Here is an 18517-nt window from a genome sequence, read left to right as displayed (position 1 = left end):
CACTGATGCCGCAGCAACCTGAAATACAGGATATATACCCTTTGTCATTTATGCAGGAAGGGATGCTTTTTCACTCATTGTATGATGAGCAGTCGAGAGCTTATTTTGAACAGGCTTCTTTTACGATCAATGGACAGCTTGACTTGGAGCGTTTCCAGAAAAGCATGGATGCTGTTTTTGACAGGTACGATATCTTTCGAACAGCATTCATCTATAAAAATGTAGCCAAACCTCGTCAAGTCGTGCTCAAGCAACGTCATTGCCATGTTCATGTTGAAGATATTTCTCATCTCAATGAAAAAGATAAAGAACATTGTACCGAGGCATTCAAAGAGCAGGATAAATCCAGGGGCTTCGATCTCCAAACGGATGTACTGATGAGAATATCTATTTTAAAATGGGCGCCTGATCATTATGTCTGTATCTGGAGCCACCATCATATTTTAATGGATGGCTGGTGTTTAGGCATCGTCATTAAAGACTTTCTCCATATTTATCAAGCGCTTGGAAAAGGGCAGTTTCCTGATTTGCCTCCCGTACAGCCGTACGGGACGTATATTAAATGGCTGATGCAGCAAGACCGGGAAGAAGCAGCTGAGTATTGGAAAAAGAGGCTTCAGCATTTCGAAAAAGCTTCGCCTCTGCCTAAAAGAACAGATCAAATGTCGGATGGGACATTACAGCAGATCACGTTTACCATTCCTGAAAAAGAAACCTCCGAATTACAGAAAATCGCTGCAGCATGTGGTGCGACACTTAACACTGTTTTCCAAGCTTTATGGGGAATCATGCTCCAAAAGTTCAATCGCCGCGACGATGCTGTATTCGGGTCAGTTATATCAGGCAGACCTTCTGAGCTAAAAGATGTGGAAAATATGGTCGGACTTTTTATCAATACCATTCCTATTCGAGTCCAAAGTGATTTTCTGTCTTTTTCTGACCTAGTCAGCAGAATGCAAAAAGACATGACTGAGGCAGAAGCTTATAGTTACTTTCCCTTATATGATATTCAGGCGCAGAGCGCTCTTAAACAAGAGCTGATCGATCATATTATCGTATTTGAAAATACACCTACTCAACAAGAGATTGAAGAGCTGAATCAAGCTGGATCATTTGATTTCTCCGTGAAAGATTTTGAGATGGAAGAGGTAACTAATTATAGATGCAGTGTCAAAGTGATCCCAGGGCGTACTTTGTACGTTCGGATTCATTTTCATACAGGCGCTTATCAACCAAATATGATGTCTGAAATAAAAGATTATTTACAGCACATGATCTCTGACGTCATCTCTGATCCATCTCTTCCTGTGTCAAAGATGACATTGTTAGATGAGGACAAAACATGGAAAATCGTTTCTCAAAATAACAGGACAGTATCTGTTTCACCTGAAGCCCCAACCTTGCATGGGCTGTTTGAACGACAGGCGGCAGTCACACCGGAGCGGCCGGCTATCCGCTTTTCCGGCGGTTCGCTGACATACGCTGAGCTTGACATGTACGCCAGCCGGCTGGCTGCGCACCTTGCGGCATGCAGCGTCACAAACGAAAGTATCGTCGGGGTCCTGTCTGAACGCTCACCTGAAATGCTGATAGCTGTACTTGCTGTATTGAAGGCCGGAGGGGCCTATTTGCCGCTTGACCCAGCATATCCAAAGGAGCGGCTGAGCTACATGCTGAAAGACAGCGGGGCATCGCTCTTGCTGACGCAGCCGGGATGCTCCGCACCGAGCTTTTCTGGAGAGACGCTTGAAGTGGACATGACATCTCTTGATCGTGAAGAAGTAAAACGTCATGTGTCTGCTTCTGTTAGCGACGGATCTCTCGCCTATGTCATCTATACATCGGGCTCTACCGGGCAGCCGAAAGGAGTGGCCGTTGAGCACCGCCAGGCTGTTTCCTTTCTGACCGGCATGCAGCACCAGTTTCCGCTTTCGGAAGATGACATTGTCATGGTGAAAACCTCTTTTTCCTTTGATGCGTCTGTGTGGCAGCTGTTTTGGTGGACACTTTCCGGCGCTTCGGCGTATCTGCTTCCACCTGGCTGGGAAAAAGACCCCGCATTGATCGTAAAAGCCACTCATCAGGAACGTATTACAACGGTTCATTTTATTCCGGCTATGCTGAACAGCTTTCTGGATCAAGCGGAAATCGAAAGGCTGCGTGACAGCACACGCCTGAAACGTGTATTCGCCGGAGGTGAACCGCTTGCGCCGCGTACGGCAGCCCGTTTTGCTTCTGTATTGCCGCAGGTATCATTAATCCATGGTTACGGGCCGACAGAAGCCACGGTAGACGCGGCATTTTACGTGTTGGATCCAGAACGGGACAGGGACCGTTTGCGGATTCCGATTGGAAAGCCCGTACCCGGTGCGCGTTTGTATGTTTTAGATCCGCATTTAGCCGTACAGCCTTCTGGTGTCGCCGGCGAAATGTACATTGCCGGAGCGGGTGTTGCCAGAGGTTATTTGAATCGGCCGGCATTAACGGAGGAGCGTTTTCTTGAAGACCCGTTTTACCCGGGGGAACGCATGTACAAAACCGGGGATGTGGCGCGCTGGCTCCCTGACGGGAATATTGAATTCCTCGGGCGCACGGATGATCAGGTGAAAATCCGCGGCTACCGGATTGAGCCGGGAGAAATTGAAGCGGCATTAAGAAGCATAGAAGGTGTAAGAGAGGCGGCCGTTACCGTACGGACAGACAGCGGCGAGCCGGAATTATGCGCTTATGTAGAAGGGCTCGAAAGAAACGAAGTGCGGGCACAGCTTGAAAGACTGTTGCCGGGCTACATGGTCCCAGCCTATATGATAGAAATGGAACAGTGGCCGGTTACACCAAGCGGAAAGCTCGACCGAAACGCCCTGCCAGCTCCTGACGGAGCGGCAGATGCGGAGACCTACACGGCGCCGAGAAACGTGACTGAGATGAAGCTTTCTCAGCTGTGGGAGGACGTGCTGAAAAATGGCCCTGTCGGGATTCACGACAACTTTTTTGACCGCGGGGGACATTCCTTAAAAGCAACGGCGCTTGTCTCACGGATTGCCAAAGAATTCGATGTACAGGTGCCGCTAAAAGATGTGTTTGCCCATCCGACAGTAGAAGGACTGGCTACCGTTATCCGTGAAGGAACGGACAGTCCATATGAAGCGATTAAGCCCGCTGAAAAACAGGAAACCTATCCGGTTTCCTCTGCCCAAAAGCGGATTTATGTCCTTCAGCAGCTGGAGGACGGAGGGACAGGCTACAATATGCCGGCTGTGTTAGAGCTCGAAGGGAAGCTCAACCCTGAAAGGATGGACAGAGCTTTCAAAGAGCTGATCAAGCGCCACGAGTCGCTTCGAACCTCCTTCGAACAGGACGCAGGAGGCGATCCGGTGCAGCGCATCCATGACGAGGTGCCGTTTACGTTACAGACTACAGTTCTCGGCGCACGAACCGAAGAGGAGGCCGCAGCCGCATTTATCAAACCGTTTGATCTCAGTCAAGCGCCGCTGTTCCGTGCCCAAATCGTAAAGGTATCAGATGAGCGGCACCTGTTGCTGGTTGATATGCATCACATCATTTCAGACGGTGTTTCCGTCAACATTCTGATTCGGGAATTCGGCGAGCTGTACAATAATCGGAAGCTTCCGGCGCTGCGCATTCAATATAAAGATTATGCCGTATGGCAAGAAGGATTCAAAACAGGAGACGCGTACAAAACGCAAGAGGCGTACTGGCTGAAGCAGCTCGAGGGCGAGCTGCCTGTGCTGGATCTTCCGGCTGATCATGCCCGCCCGCCGGTGCGAAGCTTCGCGGGTGACAAGGTCTCATTTACGCTGGATCAAGAGGTTGCATCAGGCCTTCACAAGCTGGCACGAGAAAACGGAAGCACACTGTACATGGTGCTCCTTGCGGCTTACACCGCGTTCTTGTCACGCTTAAGCGGACAGGAAGATATCATCGTTGGCTCGCCAATTGCCGGCCGGCCGCACAAGGATCTTGAGCCGATACTCGGCATGTTTGTGAACACGCTGGGGCTTCGGACGCGCCCGGAGGGCGGGAAGCCATTCGTACAGTATTTGCAGGAAGTGCGTGAGACAGCATTGGAAGCCTTTGAGCACCAGGATTACCCGTTCGAAGAACTTGTCGATAAGCTTGAATTGACACGGGATATGAGCCGGAATCCGCTGTTTGACGTAATGTTTGTTCTTCAAAACATGGATCAGGAATCGTTGGAGCTGGATGAACTTTGTCTCAAACCTGCAGCAAACAATGGGCATCAAACGTCCAAATTTGATTTAACCCTATATGCCCAGGAACAGTCCCACGGTTTGCTGACGTTCCAAATGGAGTTTAGTACTGACTTATATAAGAAAAAAACGATAGAAAAGTGGCTTCAATACTTCATCAATATGTTACTCTCCATCATCAAAGACAACAAAGCCGCTCTCGGAACAATAAATATCCTGAATGAGGATGAGACCCATTACCTTATCCACGAGCTCAATCGTACAAAAATAGATTATCCAAGAAATGAAACCATCAGCAGACTCTTTGAAATGCAGGCTGAACAAACACCTAATGCTGTAGCAATTGTCAGCGACACCCAAGTATTCACTTACGAGGACCTGAACAGCTGGGCAAATCAAATTGCCTCAGTTCTACAGATTAAGGGCGTAGGGCCTGATAGTGTTGTAGCCTTGTTGACAGGCAGAACACCAGAACTCATTGCAGGAATGCTGGGCATTCTGAAAGCCGGGGGAGCCTATCTGCCTATTGCTTCTGATCTGCCTGTTGAACGAATAGCTTATATGCTGTCAGACAGCGGGGCGGCTTTACTCCTTCAATCTGAAAAAACAGAAAAACAACTATTAGACATTGAATGTGAACAAATCATAATCGAAGATATTCAAAAGCAAGGAGAAACGAAGAACGTTGATTCTTCAGCAGGGTCACATTCACTTGCATATATCATTTATACCTCTGGATCAACCGGTAAACCAAAGGGTGTCATGATTGAGCAGCGAAGTGTAATTCGTCTTGTTAAAAACAGCAATTATATTACATTTACACCTGAAGACCGCCTTCTGATGACATCATCAATCGGTTTCGACGTTGGGTCATTTGAAATTTTCGGACCGCTGCTAAATGGTGCCGCTTTGCATCTGTCCGATCAACAAACATTTCTCGATTCCCATCAGCTTAAGAGGTACATAGAACATCAAGGAATCACAACGATTTGGCTGACATCTTCTCTATTCAATCATTTGACAGAGCAAAATGAACAAACATTTTCACAGCTGAAACATTTGATTATAGGCGGAGAAGCTTTGTCGCCGAGCCACGTCAATCGAATCAGAAATGTCTGCCCTGAAGTATCTATATGGAATGGATATGGCCCTACCGAAAATACAACTTTTTCGACATGCCTTCACATTCAAAAAACATATGAACTTTCCATTCCGATCGGGCGGCCGGTTGGTAATTCCACCGCTTATATCTTAAATCAATGGGGAGTGCTGCAGCCGGTCGGAGCTGTCGGTGAACTTTGTGTCGGCGGAGATGGCGTCGCCAGAGGATATTTGGGCCGTCCTGATTTAACGAAAGAGAAATTTGTCCCACATCCATTTGCACCTGGCGATCGACTGTATCGCACAGGTGATCTGGCGCGCTGGCTTCCTGATGGCACAATTGAATACGTTGGCCGTATTGATGATCAAGTAAAAGTCAGAGGCTATCGGGTGGAGCTGGGTGAAATCGAATCAGCACTTCGTCAAATAGACGGGGTCAAAGAAGCCGCAGTGTTAGCACGTAGAGCCCAGACCGGGAGCAAAGAGCTGTTTGGCTATATCAGCGTAAAAGCAGGCACGAATGCTGAACAAGTACGTTCACTTCTCGCGCGTTCGCTGCCAAACTATATGATCCCGGCGTACATTATTGAAATGGAGACTCTCCCGCTCACATCAAACGGCAAATTGAACCGAAAAGCACTTCCTGAACCAAATTTCACATCTAAACAAACGTACGCTCCACCTCGAAATGACCTTGAAGACCAACTTGTGTTGATCTGGCAGGAGGTTCTCGGCATCCAGAGGATCGGAATAGAGGATTCGTTTTTTGAATTGGGCGGAGATTCAATCAAAGCGCTTCAAGTTTCTGCACGCCTTGGGCGCTATGGGCTAAGCTTGCAGGTAAGTGATTTATTCCGTCATCCAAAGATAAAGGACTTATCACCATTTATCTGTAAGTCAGAGAGAATCATAGAGCAAGGACCCGTTCAGGGAGACGTTCCTTGGACGCCTGTTCAGCAATGGTTTTTTTCACAAGATATTGAAGAAAGACACCATTTCAATCAGTCTGTCATGCTATTCCATTCTGGACGTTTGTCTGAAAACGCCCTTAGACCAGCCTTGAAAAAACTGGCGGAGCATCATGATGCGCTTCGGATGGTTTATCGCAACGATGACAGGCGATGGATTCAAATCAACCAAGGCATTCATGAGTCACAGCTATACAGCTTAAGAACCTCTGATCTTTCACAGTCAGAAAGCGGCTGGGAGACGCAAATCAAACAAGAAGTTGCAGATCTTCAGCAAAGCATCAATTTGCAGGAAGGACCATTGTTGCACGCCGCTTTGTTTAAAACACTGACCGGAGATTACTTGTTCCTTGCGATCCATCACCTTGTCGTTGATGGTGTCTCATGGCGGATTTTGCTGGAGGATTTGTCAGCCGGATATCAACAAGCTGCTGCAGGCCAGACGATCCAGCTTCCGCCTAAAACGGATTCCTACCAGGAATACGCAAGACGCATACAGGAATATGCCCAAAGCAGTAAGCTGATTCGCGAAGAGGCGTATTGGCGAAGTGTAGAAGAACAGCAAGCCGCAGAACTGCCATATGAAATACCGCATCATGTGAACATCGACTTCAGCAAAAGGGACTCATTAAGCTTTTCACTGACTGAAGCAGACACCGCCGTCTTGCTGCAAAACGTCAATCACGCCTATGGCACAGATACACAAGATATTCTGTTAACCGCAGCATCCTTGGCGATTTGTGAATGGACAGGAGGAAGCAAGCTCCGTATCGCTATGGAAGGACACGGGAGAGAACACATTCTGCCAGAGTTAGATATCAGCAGGACGGTCGGCTGGTTTACATCCATGTACCCGGCCCTCATAAGCTTTGAAAATCATAGGGATGAGCTCGGAACCTCAGTAAAAACCGTTAAAGATACACTGGGCCGGATACCAAACAAAGGGGTAGGTTACGGTATGCTGAAATACCTTACACACCCTGAAAATAAAAGCATTACGTTTTCAAAAACACCTGAAATCAGCTTTAACTATTTGGGCCAGTTCAACGACATCGAAAGACAGGACACCTTCCGCCCATCAAGCCTTGGGAGCGGAAAGGATATCACTCATACATGGAAGCGTGAGCAAATCATCGAGATGAGTGCAATGGCAGCAGACAAAAAGCTCCATTTCAATCTTAGTTATCCGCCAGCCCGCTTTCATAGAAACACAATAGAGCAGCTTATTAACAGGATTGAACACTTTTTGCTGGACATTATGAAACACTGCGCCGGTCAACAGAAAGCTGAAAAGACACTGAGCGATTTCAGCAGTCAATCATTAACGGCAGAGGATCTGGACAGCATATCCAGCTTGGTGGAAGAATTGTAGAAAATCGTGACAGGGAGACATGAACATGACAAAAGCGAATTCAATTCAGGATATTTATCCGCTGTCTTACATGCAGGAAGGGATGCTTTTCCATTCCCTCCTGCAAAAAGATTCACAGGCGTATGTTGAGCAAGCTTCTTTTACAATAGAAGGGAAAGTCAACCTGCAGTTTTTTCAAAACAGCATCAACGCTCTTGTAGAAAGACATGATATTTTCAGAACGATTTTTATCAGCCAAAATGTTTCCTCCCCCCAGCAGGTTGTTCTGAAAGAACGAAATGTCATCGTACTGGAAGAAGACATTACTCATTTAAACGAGGCGGAGCAATCACAGTTTATCGAGCAATGGAAAGAAAAGGACCGGGACCGGGGGTTTCATTTGCAAAAGGATGTACTCATGCGCATCGCTCTGATTCAAACAGGAGAGAGCCAGTACTCTTGCATTTGGACCTTTCATCATATCATGATGGACGGTTGGTGCCTCAGCATTGTGCTAAAGGAGTTTCTGCATATTTACGCATCTTATGTAAATGCATCCCCTATAACATTGGAGCCGGTCCAGCCATACGGAAAGTATATCAAATGGCTGATGGAGCAAGACAAAGAGCAGGCAGTTTCTTATTGGGACCATTATCTTTCCGGCCACGAACAGCAAACCGTGCTCCCGAAGCAGAAAAAAACAAAGGGAAAAAGCAGGCAGGAACACGTTACATTTTCATTCTCTAAGGAAGAAAGCAGCAGGCTTTCAGAGCTTGCTGCTAGAGAAGAAGTGACACTCAGTACGATTTTTCATACCATTTGGGGCATTCTGCTACAAAAATATAATAATAACGATGACGCTGTATTCGGTTCTGTCATTTCAGGAAGGCCTGCGGAAATCGAAGGCATTGAACATATGGTAGGTCTTTTCATTAATACGATGCCGGTTCGGGTGCAGGGAGCAAAAACGCCATTTCTTCAACTTCTAAAAGATATGCAAAAAGACCGTCTTGCCGCTGAAGCGTACAGCTACCACCCTTTATATGAGATTCAATCCCGCTCAGCTGTTAAGCAAGGGCTGATTGATCATATTCTCGTATTTGAAAACTATCCGGTGCAGCAAGAGATTCAAATGCTGAACAAACAGGAACATGCTTCTGATCTTTTTCAGATTCATAATTTCACTGTCGCAGATGAAACCAACTACAGCTTTTATCTTATGGTGGCGCCAGGGGAAGAAATTCATATCAAAATGAACTATGATGCGGAGCAGCACGATCGGTCTTTTGTGCTTTCTGTCAAAGAGCATCTTCTGAATGCTGTATCACAAATCTTAAATAATCCGAATCTTCCACCTGAAGAAATCGATATCACGACAGATACTGAAAAGCGGCAGCTGATTGGAGAAATCACAGATCGAACACCAGTTTACGAAACCATCCATGCCATGTTTGAAAAACAGGTGGAAAAGACACCAGATGCTCATGCTGTAAAGGATCAATTCTGCTCGTTAACATACAAAGAACTGAATAAATCGGCTAACAGATTGGCACGGCATTTACGAATGAAAGGCGTTGTGAGACAGGAACCCGTTGCGATTATGATGGATCGCTCTGCGGCGTTTATCACCGGCGTTCTTGGAATCTTAAAGGCAGGCGGCGCCATTGTTCCGGTTGATCCGCATTACCCGGCTGACAGAATCCGTTATATTCTGCATGATTGCGGCTGTTCGCATGTTGTTTCACAAGCGCATCTTTCCTCATCGTTAGAAGACAATTACATTATCACTCATCCAGAAGATATCGAAAGCAAAGTAGACGGTAGTAACATAAAGTCAGTCAACAATGCTGACGATCTGCTGTATATGATTTATACATCAGGCACAACAGGTAAACCAAAGGGTGTTCAATTTGAGCATCGAAACATGGCTAACTTGCTGAAGTTCGAATATACTCACTCTGGAATTGACTTTGAAGCAGATGTTCTGCAATTTGCGACACCTGCCTTTGACGTCTGCTATCAAGAAATATTTTCTGCGCTTCTGAAAGGCGGCACACTCCACATCGTGCCAGAAGCCATAAAAAGAGATGTGCCTCAGCTGTTTGCATTTATAAACAAGCATCAGACGAATATTGTGTTTCTCCCAACTGCTTTTATCAAAATGATTTTCAGCGAGCGTGAACTAGCGAACTCGTTTCCTGATGGCGTCAAACACCTGATCGCAGCCGGGGAACAATTAATGATTTCAGACCTTTTCCAAGATGTATTGCGTGAACGCGGCATACACCTGCACAATCATTACGGACCTTCAGAAACTCATGTGGTATCTACGTATACCATTCATCCTGGAGACCCTATTCCTGAGCTTCCGCCAATCGGTAAACCGATAGGCTGTACTGATCTATATATTTTGAATCATCAAAAACAGCTTCAGCCATGCGGCGTACCAGGCGAACTCTATATTTCCGGCGCAAGTGTTGCCAGAGGATATGTCAATCACGATAAACTGACAAGCGACAAATTTTCATCCGACCCATTCAGGCCTGGTGTGATCATGTACCGTACAGGTGATTTGGCCAAACGGCTTGAAGACGGCAACATCGAATATATCGGACGGGCAGACAATCAAGTGAAAATCAGAGGTTATCGAATCGAGCCGCAAGAAATCGAAGTCACGTTAATGAATCATCCGGACATTAGTGAGGCTGCCATTCTCATCTGGCAAGATCAAAACGGTGAACATGAATTATGCGCTTACTATTGCAGTGTACAAAAGCTGAATGCAATAGATTTACGCAGTTATATGGCTAGTGAGCTCCCAGAATACATGATTCCGGCGAAATGGATATGGGTTGACAGCATACCTCTTACCCCAAACGGAAAAGTAGATCGCGCAGCACTTCCGGGGCCAGATGCTTCAATCAGCGGAAACCCATATACTGCCCCTCGAAATCTGTTAGAGGCAAAGCTTTCGCAACTATTTGAAGATGTGCTAAAGAATGGACATATAGGCATCCAAGACAACTTTTTTGACAATGGCGGCCACTCGTTAAAAGCAACAGTGCTTATGTCACGGATCGCAAAGGAATTCCATGTGCAAGTTTCGCTTAAGGACATCTTTGCCCATCCAACTGTTGAAGGATTAGCTTCAATCATTCGAGAGGCAGAACAAAATCCGTATGCAGCAATTGAACCAGCAGAAAAAAGGGATACATATCCTGTATCTTCGGCCCAAAAACGAATCTATGTGCTTCAACAGCTTGATGAGGGTGTCGCCTATAACATGCCTGCGGTCTTAGAACTGGAAGGTGCACTGGATGTCGCCAAACTGTCTGCTGTATGTAAAGAACTGATCAATCGGCATGAGCCGCTTCGAACTTCCTTTGTATCCGGAGCTGATGACGAGCCGGTTCAGCGTATCCACACCGAAGTGCCGTTTACGTTAAGTAAAGAGACCACTATCGAGGGATTTGTCCGTCCCTTTGATCTTAGCCAGGCGCCATTATTTAGAGCAGGCCTTATAGAAGTGTCAAACGAGAAGCATGTATTGCTGGTGGATATGCACCATATCATTTCAGATGGCGTATCCGTTCAGCTCCTAATCCGAGAATTTACCGATCTTTATGCAAACCGGCAGCTTAAGCCATTGCGGATCCAATATAAAGATTACGCCGTATGGCAGCAGAAATTTAAAAAGGGAGACTCGTACCAAAAGCAGGAGACTTACTGGCAGCAGCAGTTTAGCGGGGACCTTCCTATACTAGAGCTTCCAACAGATAAACGACGTCCGGCAGAACGGCAATTCATAGGCGGAAAAGTAACCTTTCAATTGGACAAAGAGATCACGGCCCGCATAAAGCGGCTCGCCCATAAAAACAGAAGCACGCTTTATATGACGCTTCTCGCTTTGTATTCAGCCTTTTTGTCTCGGTTAAGCGGTCAGGATGATATCGTGATTGGTTCACCTATCGCCGGACGGCCCCATGCCGACCTTGAAGCTGTTCTTGGGATGTTCGTCAATACATTGGCTCTCCGCACACGCCCGGCGGGTAATAAGACATTTGAGGAATTTCTGAAAGAAGTCAGACAGACGGCACTAGAAGCGTATGAGCATCAGGATTACCCGTTTGAAGAGCTTGTGGACAAACTCGGTGTGCAGCGGGAAATGAGCCGGAATCCTTTGTTTGACACAACGCTAGTCCTTCAGAATATGGAACAGCAAAAGCTAAAAATGAATGATGTACAGCTTCAGTGGAACGACTTGGAGCACCCAATATCAAAATTTGATATTTCCCTATACGTTACAGAGCATGATTCCGAGCTTTTCTGTCAGTTTGAATACAGTACAGCTTTGTTTGAGAAAGAAACCATCCAAAGGTGGGCCAGCCTTTTCACCACGCTTATGGAACATACAGCTGCCAGCCCTGAAACAGAATTGGACGATATTCCAATCTTAACAAAAGAAGAAGAGAGAGATTTCATTGAATCATGCCATCCGTTTGAGGAGACGGGCTATTCAATGAATCAAACTCTCTACTATGCATTCGAACAGCAGGCAGCAAAAACGCCTGATCAGACGGCCGTTATCTTTGAAGATGGAGCGATGACCTATAAAGAATTGAACGAACAGGCTAACCGTATCGCCTGGGAGCTGATCGGACGAGGAGTAAAATCTGAAACGACTGTTGCCATTATAGGCCGGCGTTCGCCTGAAATGCTGATCGGCATTTATGGCATTCTTAAAGCTGGCGGCGCTTATCTGCCCATTGACCCGGATTATCCGGAAGAACGAATCAGCTTTCTGCTGGAGGACAGCGGTACAAACATTCTCCTCCTTCAGTCTGCCAGCCTTCATATTCCGGCATTTACAGGAGAGATTGTCTATCTCAATCAGACAAATAGCGGACTGGCATATCGTTTGTCCAATCCGAATGTGAACGTTCTTCCGCAATCTTTAGCCTATGTCATCTATACATCCGGCTCTACCGGGATGCCTAAGGGTGTTGAAATTGAACATCGATCAGCGGTGAATTTTTTGAATTCCCTACAGTCCCGCTATCAGCTAAAGCATTCAGATATGATTATGCACAAAACATCCTATTCATTCGATGCTTCAATATGGGAGCTGTTTTGGTGGCCTTATGCCGGAGCTTCTGTTTATCTGCTTCCTCAGGGAGGCGAAAAAGAACCTGAAGTGATCGTGAAGGCCATAGAAGAACAAAAGATCACAGCTATGCATTTTGTGCCTTCAATGCTCCATGCATTTTTAGAACATATAAAATATCGCTCTGTACCGATTAAGACAAACAGGCTCAAGCGAGTGTTTTCTGGGGGAGAACAGCTGGGGACCCATCTTGTCTCCCGATTTTACGAGTTGCTTCCAAATGTTTCAATAACCAATTCCTATGGGCCAACGGAAGCAACCGTTGAAGTTGCATTCTTTGATTGTCCGCCGCATGAAAAACTTGAACGGATTCCAATTGGAAAACCTGTTCATCATGTCAGATTATATATCCTGAATCAGAATCAGCAGATGCTGCCTGCTGGATGTATCGGCGAACTGTACATTGCCGGAGCGGGTGTTGCCAGAGGTTATTTGAATCGGCCGGCATTAACGGAGGAGCGTTTTCTTGAAGATCCGTTTTATCCGGGGGAACGCATGTACAAAACAGGAGACGTGGCGCGCTGGCTCCCTGACGGGAATGTTGAATTCCTTGGCCGCACGGATGATCAGGTGAAAATCCGCGGCTACCGGATTGAGCCGGGAGAAATTGAAGCGGCACTAAGAAGTATAGAAGGTGTAAGAGAGGCGGCCGTTACCGTACGGACAGACAGCGGGGAGCCGGAATTATGCGCTTATGTAGAAGGGCTCCAAAGAAACGAAGTCCGAGCGCAGCTTGAGAGACTGTTGCCGGGCTACATGGTCCCAGCCTATATGATAGAAATGGAACAGTGGCCGGTTACACCAAGCGGAAAGCTCGACCGAAACGCCCTGCCAGCTCCTGACGGAGCGGCAGATGCGGAGACCTACACGGCGCCGAGAAACGTGACTGAGATGAAGCTTTCTCAGCTGTGGGAGGACGTGCTGAAAAATGGCCCTGTCGGGATTCACGACAACTTTTTTGACCGCGGGGGACATTCCTTAAAAGCAACGGCGCTTGTCTCACGGATTGCCAAAGAATTCGATGTACAGGTGCCGCTAAAAGATGTGTTTGCCCATCCGACAGTAGAAGGACTGGCTACCGTTATCCGTGAAGGAACGGACAGTCCATATGAAGCGATTAAGCCCGCTGAAAAACAGGAAACCTATCCGGTTTCCTCTGCCCAAAAGCGGATTTATGTCCTTCAGCAGCTGGAGGACGGAGGGACAGGCTACAATATGCCGGCTGTGTTAGAGCTCGAAGGGAAGCTCAACCCTGAAAGGATGGACAGAGCTTTCAAAGAGCTGATCAAGCGCCACGAGTCGCTTCGGACCGCCTTCGAACAGGACGCAGGAGGCGATCCGGTGCAGCGCATCCATGACGAGGTGCCGTTTACGTTACAGACTACAGTTCTCGGCGAACGAACCGAACAGGAGGCCGCAGCCGCATTTATCAAACCGTTTGACCTCAGCCAAGCGCCGCTGTTCCGTGCCCAAATCGTAAAGGTATCAGATGAGCGGCACCTGTTGCTGGTTGATATGCATCACATCATTTCAGACGGTGTTTCCGTCAACATTCTGATTCGGGAATTCGGCGAGCTGTACAACAACCGGAATCTTCCGGCGCTGCGCATTCAATATAAAGATTATGCCGTATGGCAAGAAGGATTCAAAACAGGAGACGCGTACAAAACGCAGGAGGCGTACTGGCTAAAGCAGCTCGAGGGCGAGCTGCCTGTGCTGGATCTTCCCGCTGATCATGCCCGCCCGCCGGTGCGAAGCTTCGCGGGTGACAAGGTCTCATTTACGCTGGATCAAGAGGTTACATCAGGCCTTCACAAGCTGGCACGAGAAAACGGAAGCACACTGTACATGGTGCTCCTTGCGGCTTACATCGCGTTCTTGTCACGCTTAAGCGGACAGGAAGATATCATCGTTGGCTCGCCAATTGCCGGCCGGCCGCACAAGGATCTTGAGCCGATACTCGGCATGTTTGTGAACACGCTGGGGCTTCGGACGCGCCCGGAGGGCGGGAAGCCATTCGTACAGTATTTGCAGGAAGTGCGTGAGACAGCATTGGAAGCCTTTGAGCACCAGGATTACCCGTTCGAAGAGCTTGTCGATAAGCTTGAATTGACACGGGATATGAGCCGGAACCCAGTGTTTGATGCGATGTTAGTTGTTCAAAATAATGATTACGAGCCATTGCATCTTCATGATTTGCAAATGAAGCCAGCACAAGTTTCTCATCTCGTTTCTAAATTCGATTTGACACTACAGGCATCTGAGGGCGACGGAAACATTCATTTCCTTTTTGAATATTCAACCGCATTGTTCGAGAAAACCACCATTGAACGCTGGGCATCGCATTTAACAAATGTACTTAGCATCATCGGTAAAAACCCGGAGGTGACACTCAACCATATCGACATCCTGACCCAAGAAGAGCGGCACCAGCTGCTTAATGAGTTTAATACCGGGCAAGCGAATCAATACGGAGTTCAAACAATCAGTCAATTGTTTGAGCAGCAAGCCGCACGAACACCAAAAGCTTCTGCACTTGTCAGCGGAGACAAAACACTGACGTATCAAGAGTTGGACGAGTGGTCCAATGGAATCGCACGTGCATTGCGCAGCCGGGGTGTTAAGCCGGACACACCAGTAGGCATCATGATGCATCGTTCGTTCAGTATGATAGCATCCATACTTGGTGTGTGGAAAGCCGGAGGCTGTTACGTTCCAATTGATCCTGAATACCCGACAGAACGGAAACGCTATATCCTCAGCGACAGCGGAACGAAACTGCTGATGACAATAAATGAAGCGGATCGGGGAGTACTTGCTGACTTTGAAGGAGAGATCTTGACGATAGAAAGCGTAGAGGCAGACGACAAATCGCCGCTGCCGCAAATGTCGTCTGCCCATCATTTGGCTTATATCATTTATACCTCTGGAACGACGGGCCGTCCAAAAGGGGTAATGGTCGAGCATAAAGGTATTGCCAACACTCTTCAGTGGCGGCGAAACGCTTATGCATTCAACGAGACAGATACCATCCTGCAGCTCTTTTCTTTCTCATTTGACGGCTTTTTAACTAGTATGTTTACACCGCTTTTGTCAGGTGCAAAAGCTGTTTTGCTTCATGAAGAGGAAGCGAAGGATATTCTGGCCATTAAGGCTCAGCTGTCTCGTCAACGGATTACACATATGATTATTGTGCCTGTTTTATATCGAGCGCTTTTGGACGTAGTGCAGCCGGAAGATGTAAAGACACTTAGAGTCGTCACACTGGCGGGAGAAGCGGCTGACCGCGAATTGATCGACCGCAGCTTAGCTATATGTCCGCATACCGAACTCGCCAACGAATATGGACCGACAGAAAACAGCGTGGCGACTACCGTCATGAGACATATGGAAAAGCAGGCATACGTAAGCATCGGCCAGCCGATTGACGGGACTCAAGTGCTGATTTTAAATAGCAATCATCAGCTTCAGCCAATCGGTGTTGCGGGAGAGCTTTGTATAGCAGGAACAGGGCTTGCAAGAGGGTACGTCAATCTTCCAGAACTGACAGAGAGAGCATTCACGCAGAATCCATTTAAACCCGAAACACGAATGTACCGAACAGGAGACGCCGCCAGATGGATGGCCGACGGAACACTCGAATATCTCGGAAGAATCGATGATCAAGTCAAAATCAGAGGATACCGTGTAGAAACGAAAGAAATTGAATCGGTCATCCGGTGTATAAATGGTGTAAAAGACGCCGCAGTAGTTGCTCATGTAACAGCGTCAGGACAAACCGAATTAAGTGCTTATGTGGTGACAAAACCAGAGTTGAGCACAAGTGCTGTACGCTCAGAATTACAAAACAAGCTGCCGGTGTTTATGCACCCTGCGTTTATTGAAAAACTGGACTCACTTCCATTGTCACCAAATGGCAAGCTGGATCGCGGAGCACTTCCAAAACCTGTATACAACCACGAAGGTGAACGTCCATTCCTCCCGCCAGCCAGCAAAATGGAACAAATACTGGCAGATATATGGAAAGAAGTACTGGGGACAGAAAAGATCGGAACAGCTGATTCGTTCTTTGAGCTTGGCGGAGATTCGATCAAAGCGTTACAGGTATCTGCGCGGCTTCACCGGATAGGCAAGCAAATGGCAGTGAAAGATTTGTTTAGCCATCCGACCATTCAAGAATTGGCAGCTTATATCCGTGATTCAGATACAAGTTCCAGCCAAGCTGCGGTTGAGGGAGATGTACAATGGTCGCCTGTTCAAAAATGGTTTCTTTCTCAAGATATAAAAGAAAAACACCATTTTAATCAGTCCGTAATGCTGCATCGAAGCACCTCTGTACAAGAAGACGCACTGCGAAAAACGTTAAAAGCAATAACGTGTCATCATGATGCGCTGCGAATGGTGTTTACACAGAATGAACAAGGAAAGTGGGATCAATATAATCGGCCGCTCAGTCATTCGGACGACGCGTTGTACGGCCTTCAGATGATTGATTTATCAGCTCCGGACGGCAATGATGGCAATAGAGCGTATGAGCCTATTATCAAACGCCATGTACTTGATATTCAGCAGAAAATGGATTTGAAGAATGGTCCGCTGCTGCAAGCCGGTCTTTTCCACACAATTGACGGTGATTTCTTATTTTTATCGGCTCATCACCTCGTCGTTGACGGCATCTCATGGCGGGTTCTGCTTGAAGATTTGGCTTTAGGGTATCGCCAAGCTGCTGGCGGGGAGGATATCAAACTGCCGCCTAAAACAAGCTCGTTTAAAGCGTACGCGAAAAAGCTCTCTGACTACGCTGAAAGCCAGCAGCTAATGAAACAGCTCAAGTATTGGCGCGAAGCCGAAGAGTATCAAACAGAGGCATTGCCTTTTGATCAAATCGATGGAACTAGAGCACACGAGGGACAACGGTCCACAATTTCGTTTACCTTAAACGATATAGAGACAGCAGCACTCTTAAAAGACGCCAACAGTGCATATAACACTGATACGCAGGACATGCTGCTCGCTTCTGTCATTCTTGCGCTGCGCCATTGGACCAATCAATCCGCCTTCAAACTATCATTAGAGGGCCACGGGCGAGAGGATGTATTAGAAGGAATAGATGTGAGCCGGACGGTTGGATGGTTTACCGCCATTTATCCGTTATTGATTAAACTGAACGCAGACTTGCCAGACTCGGAAGAATACATGGTTCATGTGCTAAAAACAACAAAAGATACACTGAGACGTGTACCTGACAAAGGATTCGGCTACGGTGTCATTAAATATTTGACGCCGCCTGGCAAAAAAGACATCGATTTCATAGGGGTACCAGAAATCAGCTTCAATTATCTTGGTCAATTTGAAAGCGGCCGCACAGCTGAAGTACCTGAGGAGGACGCCTTCTCATTCTCTCCGTTGGGTTCCGGAGGTGATATCAGCACAACATGGAACCGTGAACAGTCGCTGGATATCAGCGCAATCGCTGCAGAAGGAAAATTGACTGTCAATATGACTTATGACAATGCCCGCTTTCAGCGCAAAACCATCGAACAGCTTAGCGAAACATGCCGTCAATTTTTATTACAGCTGATCGAACACTGCCAGAACAAAAGCGAAACAGAAAAGACGATCAGCGATTATGATGATCAAGAACTGACCGAGGACGCGCTGCAAGAGATCGCTGATATGCTCAGTTTTCACTAATGAATCC

General features: G+C 47.1%; 2 protein-coding genes. Both read left to right on the top strand.

What is annotated here, in order from left to right; translation table 11 throughout:
* Positions 1-5 precede the first annotated feature (5 nt).
* Positions 6-7673: a plipastatin non-ribosomal peptide synthetase PpsC gene (gene ppsC / locus MHH79_RS09915; RefSeq protein ID WP_340035122.1), complete on the top strand. Its 7668-nt coding sequence runs from the start codon at positions 6-8 to the stop codon at positions 7671-7673.
* A 25-nt stretch (positions 7674-7698) separates the two neighbouring features.
* Positions 7699-18510, top strand: coding sequence for a plipastatin non-ribosomal peptide synthetase PpsD (gene ppsD, locus MHH79_RS09910; protein WP_340035121.1), 10812 nt, complete (start codon positions 7699-7701; stop codon positions 18508-18510).
* Positions 18511-18517 lie beyond the last annotated feature (7 nt).

Source organism: Bacillus sp. FSL K6-0993, assembly GCF_037977205.1.
GTDB lineage: Bacteria > Bacillota > Bacilli > Bacillales > Bacillaceae > Bacillus > Bacillus subtilis.
Note: the sequence above shows the minus strand (reverse complement) of the source record. Positions and strands in the feature narration are given on the sequence as shown.

What these genes read in the sequence shown, in the direction of transcription:
- ppsC (WP_340035122.1), top strand. Translation starts at nt 6, where the DNA reads ATGCCGCAGCAACCTGAAATACAGGATATATACCCTTTGTCATTTATG.
- ppsD (WP_340035121.1), top strand. Translation starts at nt 7,699, where the DNA reads ATGACAAAAGCGAATTCAATTCAGGATATTTATCCGCTGTCTTACATG.